The organism is Micromonospora sp. ANENR4, assembly GCF_015354395.1.
Classification (GTDB): domain Bacteria; phylum Actinomycetota; class Actinomycetes; order Mycobacteriales; family Micromonosporaceae; genus Micromonospora; species Micromonospora aurantiaca.
Window position 1 is genome coordinate 323889 of record NZ_JADKYQ010000003.1, and the last position, 12309, is coordinate 336197.

The following is a 12309-nucleotide window of genomic DNA, read 5'->3' on the forward strand; positions in this document are numbered from 1 at the left end:
GTTGGCAGCTTTCGTACTGGATGATCGTCATCGGCGCCCCGCTCCCCGGCGGGCGGGGCGGCGGGGTGTCACGGCAGGGCGCACGGCTCCCGCCAGGCGTCCAACCGGCGGTCCTTGCGGATCGAGGCGAAGCCGTAGCCGACCGAGGTGACGCAGAAGTCCGCCGGCTCGCCGGTGTACTCGACGTGGAAGACCGGCTTCCCGGCGTCGGCGAACGGCAGCAGCTTCGCGCACTCGCGGCGGCGTACGCACTCCTGGTTGACCGCGAAGTCGAAGTCGGGGGCCAGCGCCGCCACCTGCGGCACGTCGTCGACCAGGCCGGGGGAGAGGCCCAGCTTGCGGGCCAGCCCGGCCAGCCGGCGGTGGAACAGCAGCTGGTCGTCGAAGTCCAGCGGGAAGCCGGAGCGGTGCCGGTAGCCGTCCGCGTCGGCGAGCGCCACCGCGCCGAAGCCCTTGCCCCGGCACAGCCGGAACCGGTCGGCCAGCACCGGCGCGAGCGCGTCCCAGGCCCGTACGTCCAGGAAACGGCTCCCCGGCCGCCCCGGCACCACCGCGCCGCGTACGGCGGTGGGGAAGCGGGTGGCGTCCGGGTCGGCGGCGGCGTACGTGCCGACGCGGACGTGGCAGACCAGCCGGCGGCCCCGCTCGCGCAGCGCGGCGGTCTCGGCCGAGGTGGTCGCCACCGGGTCGAGGAGGAAGACGTCGGCGTCGACAGTCACGTCCACCGGGGAGGTGAGCTGCCACTGCCACCGCCAGCCGGCTGCCTGCGCGGCCGGCCAGGGCGTGGGCGCGCCGGGTGGCGTGATCGGCCGGCGGCAGGCCGGCACCGGGGCGAGCAGCAGCGCGGTCAGCGCGAGCGCCACGCCCCGGCGCGGGCCACGTCGGCGGACGCGGGCCGGCCGGGAGCGCGGCACGGCCCACACCGGCCGGATCCGCATCGACAGCTCCCCGGACGCGGGCGGCCCGACGCCGCCCCCGACCGGTCAACGAGCGCCGGGCCGGTCACGACGCGCGGTCAGCTCGGGGTGGCGAAGACCTGCGTCCAGTACGGCCCGTTGCTGCGCGCCACACCCACCCCGATCTGGGTGTACGAGCAGTTGAGGATGTTCTTCCGGTGGCCCTCGGAGTTCATCCAGCCCTCCATGACCGCCGCCGGGGTCTGGTAGTTCCAGGCCACGTTCTCGCCCACCATGCGGTAGCTGTAGCCGGCGGCCTTGACCCGGTCCCAGGGCTGGCTGCCGTCGCTGCCCGTGTGGTCCATCTTCTGGTGGTCGGCCTGGTCCTGGCTGTGCCGCTGGGCGGCCAGGTTCAGCTTGGCGTTGACGGTGAGCGCCTTGCAGCCGGCCTTCGCCCGCTCCTGGTTGACGATCGTGACGACCTTCTGCAGCTCGGTGCTCAGCCCGGTCGTGGCGGTGGCCTTGGTGCTCGTGGAGCCGCCGCTCGACCCGCCACTGCTCGACCCGCCGCCGGGGGCGCTGCTGCGTTCCTGCTGCCGCGACGGGGCGGTGCTGCGGCTCGGCTTCGGGGTGGCCTTCTTCGTCGGGCTCGGCGCGGCGGTGGTCGGTACGGCGGACGGGCTCGCCGACTCCGGCGCGGGCGCGTCGGCGGGTGCGTCATCGGACCCGTCGGGCGCCTGCGGCGCGGCGGCTACCGGCGCGTCGGCCGAGGTGCGCTTCGTGCCCTGGTCGTCGCCGGGCAGCAGGACGGCGCCCACGCCGAGGCTCACCACGAGCGTCGCCGCGGCGGCGGCCCCGCCGATCACGAGCGGCCGGGACAGGCGCCGCTTCGGGCGCCGCCGGTCGTCGGCCGGGGTGTCGGTCGCCGGCTGCCAGGTCGTGGTGGGCTGCTCCCAGCCACCGGCCGGCTGCTCGTGCCCCTGCCAGGCGGCGGGCTGTTCCCGGCCCTGCCATGCGGGCTCCTGGCCGTGCCATGCGGGCTGCTGGCCGTGCCATGCGGTGGTCGGCTGCTCCTCGCCGTTCCACCGGTCCCGGGGTGCCGGAGGCGCGTTCTCCGGGCCGTAGCCCGCGTGCGCCGGGCCGGCGGGCGCCCGCTGCGCATCGTCCCCGAACAGGTACGACGACCGCGGCTCGGGCCGGTCGCTGAGCCACGCCGGACCCTCGTCGGTCGGCGGCTCGGGACGCCGACGGGCGTCCTCCGGTTCGATCGGGTCGTTCCAGCGGTACACGCCTGTCCCCTCCACGGGTCGGTTGCGGGCCCGGGTGACGCTACGGGCGCGCTCCAAGCTGCGGCAACGTGGCTAAGAAAGAGTTAAGGCGAAGCCCGCGCCGAGGATGAGTCGTTCACGCATTTCCGGCGTACAGTAAAGGCGTCCGGACAGAGCGTGTCCGCGCCTTCTGGCAGCCCCCCGGCGAGTGGACCGGCCGACGTGGAGATGATCTACGCCCTTGGTCAACTTGACGAAGGAGGGGTTTTCGGCTCAATATGTAGGTGTCGCCAGTCGCGCCCAGCCATGCCCCGATGCAGTGGGAATGGCAGCCGCGAACATCATGGGCGCGCGTTGGCCGGCCTTTCCGGCAGCGCACATCAAGGAGTCAGCATGGCGAAGGCCCTCTACGGCCACGTAAGTGCAGCGCCCGACCGGCGTCTGCTCGACGAGGTCACCCGACTGCGTGCCAGGGTTCAGGCACTGGAGTTCGAGATCACGCGTCTGCGCGCCGACAACGATCGGCTTGCGGCGGCAGCGGCGGAGGCCGATGACCTCCTCCGTCTGGCCGAGCCCGCACTGACCTGATCTCCAGTTGTCGGAAAACTGAATCGCACCACACCGAAAAGCGCGCCGACACTCAAGTGCCGGCGCGCAGCCATGTGTGGACCCCTTTTCGTCGCCGCCGGCGCAATTATCGATCTTGCGGAAGCGCCCGGAATTGCGCCCGGTAATTGTGATCATGCATTTCCGTTCCGTCCGCGACGGCCGGGCGGAAAGCGGACAGCCGGTCCGGCGGGTGGGTCGCATGGCGGCGGCGCCCCGGTCCCGGGTTAGTCTGCGGGTTCACCAGGTCCGCGCAGCCGGCGACGGTACGGCGGCCACCGGACGAGGATCGAGAAGGTGCATCTCAAGAGCCTGACGGTGAAGGGCTTCAAATCCTTCGCCTCCGCCACGACGTTGAAGCTGGAACCCGGGATCACCTGCGTGGTGGGCCCGAACGGCTCCGGCAAGTCCAACGTCGTCGACGCCATCGCCTGGGTGCTCGGCGAGCAGGGCGCCAAGGCGCTGCGCGGCGGCAAGATGGAGGACGTCATCTTCGCCGGCACCGCTGGGCGGGCGCCGCTGGGCCGGGCCGAGGTCACCCTCACCATCGACAACACCGACGGCGCGCTGCCGATCGAGTACACCGAGGTCTCCATCACCCGCCGGATGTTCCGCTCCGGCGAGAGCGAGTACGAGATCAACGGCGACTCCTGCCGCCTGCTCGACATCCAGGAGCTGCTGTCCGACTCGGGCATCGGCCGGGAGATGCACATCATCGTCGGGCAGGGCCGGCTCGACGGCATGCTGCACGCCAAGCCGGAGGACCGGCGCGCGTTCATCGAGGAGGCGGCGGGCGTCCTCAAGCACCGTAAGCGCAAGGAGAAGGCGCTGCGGAAGCTCGACGCGATGCAGACCAACCTCAACCGCCTGACCGACCTCACCGCCGAGCTGCGCCGCCAGCTCAAGCCGCTGGGCCGGCAGGCCGAGGTGGCCCGCCGCGCCGCCGGCATCCAGGCCAACCTGCGCGACGCCCGGCTGCGGCTGCTCGCCGACGACCTGCACACGCTGCGGACCACACTGGACAAGGAGATCGCCGACGAGACGGCGCTGCGCGAGCGGCGCGAGCTGATCGAGGCCGAGCACGGCGAGGTGCAGGGCCGCCTCGGCGAGCTGGAGGCGGCGCTGGCCGAGGACGCCCCGCTGCTCGCGGCGGCGCAGGACACCTGGTACCGCCTCTCCGCGCTCCAGGAGCGGTTCCGCTCGATCGAACAGCTGGCCCGGGAGCGGCTGCGTCACCTCAGCGCCGCCGGTGACGACGAGCGCCCCGGCCGCGACCCGGAGCAGCTGGAGGCGGAGTCGCGGCGCGTACGCGAGCAGGAGGAGGAGCTGCGCGCCGCGCTCACCGACGACCAGATCCGGCTGGCCGAGGCGGTCGAGCACCGCCAGGAGCTGGAACGGCAGCTCGCCGCCGCCGAGCGGGAACTGGTCGCCGCGGCCAAGGCGATCGCCGACCGGCGGGAGGGGCTGGCCCGCCTCACGGGCCAGGTCAACTCCGCCCGGGCGCGGACCACGAGCGCCGGCGAGGAGATCGAACGGCTCGCCGCCGCGCACACCGACGCGATGGGCCGGGCCGAGAAGGCGCAGGCCGACCTGGACGCGGTAGCCGAACAGTCGACCGAGGCGGACCGGGACAACGCCGACCTGGACGCCCGGCACGACGAGGCGGTGGCCGTCCACGAGCGGGCCCAGGCGGCGGTGCGCAGCCTTGCCGACGGTGAGCGCGCCGCCGAGAAGGACGCCGCCACCTGGAAGGCCCGCGAGGAGGCGCTCGCCATGGGCCTGCGCCGCAAGGACGGTGCCGGTGAGCTGCTGGCCCGCGCCGACCAGGTGCCCGGCCTGCTCGGCAGCCTTGCCGGGCTGCTCACCGTCGCGCCCGGTGACGAGGCGGCGCTGGCCGCCGCGCTGGGTGGTCTGGCCGACGCGGTGGCGGTCAGCGGCGTGGACGAGGCGGTCGAGGCGATGCGGCTGCTCAAGATCTCCGACGCCGGTCGGGCCGGGCTGCTCGTCGGCAGCCCCGCCGGACCGGGCATGGACGGTCCCGCCGACGCGCTGCGCCCGAAACTGCCCGAGGGCGCCCGCTGGGCCCCCGACCTGGTCGAGTGCTCGGCGGCGATCCGCCCGGCCGTGCACCGCGCGTTGCGCGACGTGGCGCTCGTCGACGATCTCGCCGCCGCGTCCGCGCTCGTCGCCGCGAACCCGGAGCTGCGCGCGGTCACCCCCGACGGCGACGTGGTCGGTGCGTACGCCGCGGCGGGCGGGTCGGCCAAGGCGCCCAGCTTCATCGAGGTGCAGGCCGCCGTCGAGGAGGCGCGGGCCAACCGGGCCACCGCCGAACGCTCCGCCGCCGAGCTGCGCGAACAGCTCGCCGAGGCGCGCGCCGAGGTGGCCGCCGCCAAGGAGGCGGTGCAGCACGCCGCGGCCGCGAAGCGGGAGGCGGAGAGCCACCGCAACGCCGCCGCGCGCCGCCTGGCCGAACTGGGCGCCGCCGCCCGGTCGGCCAAGGCGGAGACCGACCGGCTCGGCGAGTCCCGGGCCCGCGCCGAGGCGGCCCGGGAACGGGACCTCGCGGCGCTGGCCGAGCTGGAGGAACGGCTGCGGCTGGCCGAGGCCACCCGGATCGACGCCGAACCGTCCACCGAGGAGCGGGACCAGCTCGCCGCCCTGGTGCCGCAGGCACGGCAGAACGAGATGGAGGTCCGGCTCGCGGTGCGTACCGCCGAGGAGCGGGTGGCCTCGATCGCCGGGCGGGCCGACTCGCTGGCCCGGCAGGCGACCGCCGAACGGGCGGCGCGGGAGCGCGCCGCGGCCCGGCGCGCGGCCCGCACGCGCGGCGCCCAGATCGCCCGGGCCGTGGTCGGCGGCGCCCGCGAGGCGCTCACCCGGCTCACCGTCTCCATCGCCCGCGCCGAGGAGCACCGCGACGTCGTCGCCCGCGAACGCGCCGCGCGCGAGGCCGAGCTGTCCGAGGTACGCGGCGCGGCCAAGCGCCTCGCCGCCGAGCTGGAACGGCTCACCAGCCAGGTGCACCGGGACGAGGTGGCGCGCGCCGAGCAGCGGATGCGCATCGAGCAACTGGAGGCCAAGGCCGCCGAGGACTTCGGGCTGGACGTGGCCACGCTCGTCGCCGAGTACGGCCCGGACCGGCTGGTCCCGCCCACCGACGCGGACGTGGCGCTCGCCGAGAAGGAGGGCCGGCCGGTGCCCGAGCCGGTCCGCTACGAGCGGCCGGTGCAGGAGAAGCGGGCGGCCAAGGCGGAGCGGGAACTGGCCCTGCTGGGCAAGGTGAACCCGCTCGCGCTGGAGGAGTTCGCCGCGCTGGAGGAGCGCTACAAGTTCCTCTCCGAGCAGCTGGAGGACCTCAAGGCGACCCGGCGCGACCTGCTCACCGTGGTCAAGGACGTGGACGACCGCATCCTTGAGGTCTTCGCCAGCGCGTTCGAGGACACCGCACGGGAGTTCGAGCAGGTCTTCACCGTGCTGTTCCCCGGCGGCGAGGGCCGGCTCGTGCTCACCGACCCGGAGGACCTGCTGACCACCGGCGTCGAGGTCGAGGCCCGCCCGCCGGGCAAGAAGATCAAGCGGCTCTCGCTGCTCTCCGGCGGAGAGCGGTCGCTGACCGCGGTGGCGATGCTCGTGGCGATCTTCCGCGCCCGGCCCAGCCCGTTCTACATCATGGACGAGGTGGAGGCGGCGCTCGACGACGTGAACCTGGGCCGCCTGATCACGCTGCTGGCGCAGTTGCGGGAGAAGAGCCAGCTCATCGTGATCACGCACCAGAAGCGGACCATGGAGATCGCCGACGCGCTCTACGGGGTGACAATGCGCGCCGGTGTGACCCAGGTGATCAGCCAGCGGCTCAACCGGGCCGACGACGAGGAACAGGTGACGAGCGAGTGAGTCGGGAACGCGCCACGGCGCTCCTGGTGGACTTCGACGGCGTACTGCGCCGCTGGGATCCGGCGGTGGCCGCCGGCGTCGAGCGGGAGTACGGGCTGACCGAGGGCGTCCTCGGTGAGATCGCGATGTCCTGGGGACTGCTCCAGCCGGTGCTCACCGGCCAGGTCAGCCATGCCCAGTGGATGGTGAGCGTGGCCGACGCGCTGACCCCCGCCGTCGGCGCGGATCGGGCCCGCGCGGCGGTCCAGGAGTGGCAGAGCTACCGCGGTGAGGTCGACCCGGAGGTGCTGGCGTTCCTCCGCGAGGTGCGTGCCGCCGGTATCCGGGTCGGGCTGGGCACGAACGCCACTGACCTGCTCGACGCCGACCTGGCCGCGCTGGACCTGACCGAGGAGCTGGACGTGATCGTCAACTCCTCGGTCGTGGGGGTGCACAAGCCGGCGAAGGAGTACTTCCAGGCCGCCTGCGAGGCGCTGGCGACGCCACCGGGGCGGGTGCTGTTCGTCGACGACGAGGACCGCGCGGTGGCCGGCGCCCGGGTGGCGGGTCTGTCCGCGCACCGTTGGAGCGGCCCGGCCGACCTGCGGTACCTGCGGGCGGCGCTGGCGTACTGAGCCGGCTCAGGCGCCGGTGACGCCGTCGATGCGTTCCCGGATCAGGTCGGCGTGGCCGTTGTGCCGGGCGTACTCCTCGATCATGTGGACGTAGACCCAGCGCAGGCTGATCTCGTGCGTGGTGTCGCCCCGGCGGTGGTGGAAGGTGTGCTCCAGCGGCAGGCCGGCCACCGCCTCCCGGGCCGCGTCGATCTCGGCGCGCAGCGTGGCGAGCGCCTCGGCCGGGTCGGCGTCGGCGATGTCGTTGTGGTCCGCGTCCGGGTCGGTGCTGTAGTCGTACAGCGTGGGCACGTCCTGCCCGCCGGCGCGGATGCGGAACCACCAGCGCTCCACGTCGGCCATGTGCCGGACCAGGCCGAGCAGGGTCAGCCCGGACGGCTCCACGCTCGGCGTGCGCAGTTGCTCGGCGGTAAGCCCGGCGCACTTGTGCACCAGCGTGTCGCGGTGGTGGTCGAGCCAGCCTTCGAGCATGGTGCGCTCGTCGGCGACGTAGGGCTCGTGGCGGCGGTCGATCTCAGGAACGGTCCAGGTCATGGGCGCAGATGGTAAGAGGGGCCCCCGGTACAACGCGAGGCGTTAACAGGGGGCCCTTCCTTGCACCCTCAGGGGACCACGACGACGGGCCAGCGGCCGGTGCGCACCAGCCGGGTGGCGACCGAGCCGACCAGCCTGTGCCCGGCCTGCTCGGACGAGCCGACCACCACCATGTCGGCCCGGTGCTCGTCCGCGGCCCGGCACAGCTCGGTGTAGGCGTCGCCGCGCCGGCACAGGAACGTCACCGGCAGGTCCAGTTCCTCGGCCCCGCGCCGGCACTCCGCGCGCAGCTCGTCGGCCAGCTCGTCGTGGGTCTGCTGGACCGCACCGGCCACCACGCCGGAGAGCATCGCGCTGTACGAGGCGGGCGAGCTGACGAACACCGCCACCAGCGTGGCGCCCTGCCGCCGGGCCAGTCCGGCGGCGTACGCGGCGGCGCGCATCGAGGTGCGGCTGCCGTCCACGCCGACGAGCACCACCCGTGGCCCGTCCGTACCCCGTTCGTAGGGCAGCGGACGGGTCTGCGGGCCGTACCGTTCACGCTCCGCGGCGTCCATCGTCAGTCCTTCGTTCCGGCCGGAACGGCCTCGGCCGTCTCCCGTCCGGCGGGCACCGGCTCGGCGTTGGAGCGGCGCAGCGGCACCTCCCGGATGAGGACCACAGCGATCAGGGCGAGCAGTCCGAACGGGGCGGCGGCCAGGAAGATGTCACCGGCGGCGTGGCCGTACGCGGACTCGACCACGGCGCGGATCGGGCCGGGGAGCGTGTGCACGTCCGGCAGGCCGCCGCCACCCGACCCGGAGGCCGGGACGCCGAGGCGGCTCAGGCCGTCGGCCAGGTAGCCGGTGACCCGGTGCCCGAGGATCGCGCCGAGCGCGCTGACGCCGATCGCGCCGCCGAGGCTGCGGAAGAACGCCACCACCGAGCTGGCCGCGCCGAGTTCGTCCGGGCGGACCGTGTTCTGCACGGCCAGCACCAGGTTCTGCATGCTCATGCCGACGCCGAGGCCGATCAGCGCCATGAACACGGCGAGGCGCCAGTACGGGGTGTCCGCGCGCATGGTGCCCATCAGCGCGAAGCCGGCGGTGAGCAGCACCGAGCCGATGACCAGCCAGCTCTTCCAGCGACCGGTGGCGGTGATGATCCGGCCGACCACCGTCGAGGAGACCAGCAGGCCGCCGATCATGGGCAGCGTCATCAGGCCGGACATGGTCGGGCTGGCGCCACGGCTGATCTGGAAGTACTGGCCGAGGAAGACCGAGGCGCCGAACATGCCGACGCCGACCGCGATGCTGGCGATCACGGCGAGCGTGATGGTGCGGTTGCGGAACAGGTGCGGCGGGATCATCGGCTCCGCGGCACGCTTCTCGACCCGGGCGGCGAGCACGCCGAGCACCGCCGCGCCGGCCACCATCACGCCGCTGGTCCAGGAGATCCAGTCGTACCTGTCGCCGGCCAGGGTGATCCAGACCAGCAGCAGCGAGACGGCGGCGGTGATGAGCGTGGCACCCCACCAGTCGATCTTCACCTCGCGCCTGACCACCGGCAGGCGCAGCGTCCGCTGGAGCACGACCAGGGCGAGCACGGCGAACGGCACGCCGACGTAGAAGCACCAGCGCCAGCCGAGCCAGGAGGTGTCCACGATGACGCCGCCGATCAGCGGGCCGCCGATGGTGCCGACGGCCATCACCGCGCCGAGGTAGCCGCTGTACCGGCCGCGCTCGCGCGGCGCGATCATCGTCGCCATGATCACCTGGGCCAGGGCGGTGAGGCCGCCCGCGCCGACGCCCTGCACCACGCGGCAGGCGATCAGCTCACCCGTGGTCTGCGCCTGCCCGGCGAGCACCGAGCCCAGCACGAAGACCACCAGGGAGAGCTGGACCAGCAGCTTCTTGCTGAACAGGTCGGAGAGCTTGCCCCAGATGGGCGTGGTCGCGGTGGTCGCCAGCAGCGTCGAGGTGACCACCCAGGTGTACGCGGACTGGCCGCCGCGCAGGTCGGTGATGATTCGCGGCAGCGCGTTGGAGACCACGGTGGAGGAGAGGATCGCGACGAACATGCCCAGCAGCAGGCCGGAGAGCGCCTCCAGGATCTGCCGATGGGACATGTCGACGGCGGTCGCCCGCGCGGGCGCAGTCGCCTGGGTCATCGTGGATTGCCTCCGGAGCGGGAGAAAGGTTGCCTTGGGCAACCGTATAAGTCGTTGCCTTGAGCAACAACTCCTGCCGGACCGGCTTTGTTCCCCCCGCCGGGGGCATCAGAACGACTCGTTGAAGCGGTGCATCAGCCGGGCCAGGTCCGCCACGTCCTCTTTCGGCCAGCTTTCGAGCGAACGCCTTATCTGTCCGAGTCGCGCCGCCCGGGCCGCGTCGAACCGCCGCGTGCCCTCCTCGGTCAGGCTCAGCTGGGCCGCCCGCCGGTCGGTCGGGTCCGGGTCGCGCCGGACCAGGCCCAGCGCCTCCAGCCCGCCGATCTGGCGGCTCAGCGTGCCCTTCCCGATGCCCAGCTTCGCGGCCAGGTCGGTGAGGCGGATCGATCCGGAGCGGCGCAGCCAGAGCAGCAGGCCGTACGCGTTCGGTTCCAGGTTCGGGTGGACCTCGCGGGCGATCTCCCAGGACAACGCCCGGCCGCGGCGCAGCAGCGCGGTCAACTCGTGCTCCACGGCGCGCAGCGTCTCGTCCACGCTCAGAGGGTACTCAGTCCCCGTCGCTGAGTTGCTGTTGCGCCACCGGTCGCAGCTCGCCCTCGCTGGTCGTGCCCTCTATCACCACGGCGGCCCTGCGACCCTGATGCGTGAGCGTGGCGACCGCGTTACCGAAGTAGGGCCCCGCCAGCTTCCGCCAGCGCACCGGCGGGCGGCGTACCCCGGCCGAGCGTGCCAGCGCCCGGGTCGCCCCGGCCGGGCCGGGATTCCAGCCCAGCGTCATCAGCGGGCGCATCGCGGCCGGCACCTGGTTGTGGATCGGCGAACAGGTGAGCTGGTACACGGGTGTGCGGACGTCACGGTCGGCGAACCGGGCCCGCGCCACGTACGAGTGGTGCACGTCACCGGAGAGCACGCTGATCGACGCCGGTCGCGCGTACGCCGGCCCGGCGCCCACCCGCGCCCCGGTGCGCGGCGCGGTACCGCTGCCCAGCCGCGCGAACAGCTCGCCCAGCGCCTCGAACGAGCGCCGGAACGCGGCCCAGTGCTCCAGGTCCAGGGCCCGGCGGATCTGCTCGGAGATCCGCGCCACCCACTGCCGGTCGGAGTCGGCCAGGCGCTCGTTCCACGCCTCGACGTGGTGGATGCCCGGCGGCAGCAGCCACGGCAGCGAGCTGCCCACCACCAGATGGTCGTAGGTGCCGTGCGCCTGGTCGAGGAACCACGACCACTCGCCCGGCGGCAGCATCGCCCGGCTGCCGGGCAGGAGCACCCGGCTGGACCGGTTGTCCAGCATGACCAGGCGGGTACGGCCCAGGTCCAGCGCGTAGCTCCACTGGTATTGCACGGCCCGCCAGCGCTCGGTGTCGTGCGCCAGGTCGGCCTCCTTGTCGACCCGCTCGCCGAACTCGTGCAGCACACCGGTGGCGTCCTCGGCGGCGATCACCTTCGCGTACACCGGGTCGGCGGCGATCTCGTCCGGGCTCAGGTTGCCCAGGTGCTGGTAGACCCAGTAGGAGGCGAGGCCGCTGCGGATCCGCTCGGCCCACCACGGCTGCTCGCGCATGTCCGCGCGCCACGACTGCGAGGTGTTCCAGTCGTCGATCACCTCGTGGTCGTCGAAGATCATCACGCTCGGCACGGTGGAGAACAGCCAGCGGATCTCCGGGTCGCGCCACGACTCCAGATAGAGCTTGGTGTACTCGTCGAAGCTCACCACCTGCGTCGCCGGGGCGTCCTTCGGCCGCCGCCGGCGGCGCTTGAGCAGCCGCCGCACCGTGGGCGAGGTCTCGTCCGCGTACACCTGGTCGCCGAGCAGCACCAGCAGGTCGGGCAGCACGGCCTCGTCGGGCGCCGCCATCACCCGCCGGGCGTACGCGTCCAGCGCATCAGGCGGCAGCTTCCGCGCGGTGGAGTGCTGGGTGGTCTCCCGGCACGAGCCGAACAGCAGCCGCACCGGCTGGTCCGCGTCGTCGAGCGCGCGGGTGCGGATCACGCTGGGCGGGAACGACGAGTCCGGCAGCGGCCACGCCACCTCGTCGTCGATCAGCACCTCGTAGGTCGTGGCGGCGTCCGGGGTGAGCCCGCTCACCACGACGATCGCGTAGTGGTGGTCGTACGCGGAGAAGGTGGGCGAGCTGCCGGTGGCGCCGTCCGCCGTGCGGACGGTGACCACGGCGGGCGAACTGGTCTCCACCCAGACGGTCGCCCGCGTGTCGACGACCCTGCGCAGCAGCGGGCCGATGAGCAGGCGGGAACCGGGCACGACGCACCTCCGACAAGATCGTTGCGGCTGATTCCTACCCGGCCGGCGGTTGCGGTACGCCTTCCGGTGTGAGCGTACCCGCAGG

General features: G+C 73.3%; 10 protein-coding genes. 3 read left to right on the plus strand and 7 right to left on the minus strand.

All coding sequences use genetic code 11. From position 1 onward, the window contains the following. Positions 1-68: 68 nt before the first annotated feature. A complete protein-coding gene (locus tag IRY44_RS07415; protein WP_194799698.1) occupies positions 69-938 on the minus strand; it encodes an endo alpha-1,4 polygalactosaminidase in 870 nt (289 codons plus the stop codon). Between the two features lie 77 nt (positions 939-1015). Continuing rightward, positions 1016-2185: a CAP domain-containing protein gene (locus IRY44_RS07420; protein WP_194799699.1), complete on the minus strand. Its 1170-nt coding sequence runs from the start codon at positions 2183-2185 to the stop codon at positions 1016-1018. A gap of 372 nt (positions 2186-2557) precedes the next feature. Between IRY44_RS07420 and IRY44_RS07425 the strand changes: the two genes are divergently transcribed. The 3 genes from IRY44_RS07425 to IRY44_RS07435 all read left to right on the plus strand — a co-directional run bounded on the left by IRY44_RS07425 (position 2558) and on the right by IRY44_RS07435 (position 7281). After that, positions 2558-2752: a hypothetical protein gene (locus tag IRY44_RS07425; RefSeq protein WP_013284566.1), complete on the plus strand. Its 195-nt coding sequence runs from the start codon at positions 2558-2560 to the stop codon at positions 2750-2752. A 315-nt stretch (positions 2753-3067) separates the two neighbouring features. After that, positions 3068-6667 carry a chromosome segregation protein SMC gene (gene smc, locus IRY44_RS07430; RefSeq protein ID WP_194799700.1) on the plus strand — a complete coding sequence of 1200 codons (3600 nt, stop codon included), beginning with the start codon at positions 3068-3070 and terminating at the stop codon, positions 6665-6667. Next, entirely contained in the window at positions 6664-7281 is a 618-nt protein-coding gene (locus tag IRY44_RS07435) for an HAD-IA family hydrolase (RefSeq protein WP_194799701.1), read from the plus strand. Before smc ends, IRY44_RS07435 begins: the two co-directional genes overlap by 4 nt. 6 nt (positions 7282-7287) lie before the next feature. Here IRY44_RS07435 and IRY44_RS07440 read toward each other — a convergent pair whose 3' ends face one another. From IRY44_RS07440 to IRY44_RS07460, 5 genes are all read right to left on the minus strand, one after another. Next, positions 7288-7815 carry a DinB family protein gene (locus IRY44_RS07440; protein WP_194799702.1) on the minus strand — a complete coding sequence of 176 codons (528 nt, stop codon included), beginning with the start codon at positions 7813-7815 and terminating at the stop codon, positions 7288-7290. 68 nt (positions 7816-7883) lie between these two features. After that, positions 7884-8372 (minus strand): universal stress protein, encoded by a 489-nt coding sequence (locus IRY44_RS07445; RefSeq protein ID WP_194799703.1) that lies wholly within the window; start codon positions 8370-8372, stop codon positions 7884-7886. A 2-nt stretch (positions 8373-8374) separates the two neighbouring features. After that, positions 8375-9964 carry an MDR family MFS transporter gene (locus tag IRY44_RS07450; RefSeq protein ID WP_194799704.1) on the minus strand — a complete coding sequence of 530 codons (1590 nt, stop codon included), beginning with the start codon at positions 9962-9964 and terminating at the stop codon, positions 8375-8377. 108 nt (positions 9965-10072) lie between these two features. Continuing rightward, the gene (locus IRY44_RS07455; RefSeq protein ID WP_013284573.1) at positions 10073-10498 is read right to left on the minus strand and encodes a MarR family winged helix-turn-helix transcriptional regulator; all 426 of its coding nucleotides are present in this window, start codon (positions 10496-10498) and stop codon (positions 10073-10075) included. A 13-nt stretch (positions 10499-10511) separates the two neighbouring features. Continuing rightward, positions 10512-12224 carry an alkaline phosphatase D family protein gene (locus IRY44_RS07460; RefSeq protein WP_194799705.1) on the minus strand — a complete coding sequence of 571 codons (1713 nt, stop codon included), beginning with the start codon at positions 12222-12224 and terminating at the stop codon, positions 10512-10514. Positions 12225-12309: the final 85 nt, after the last annotated feature.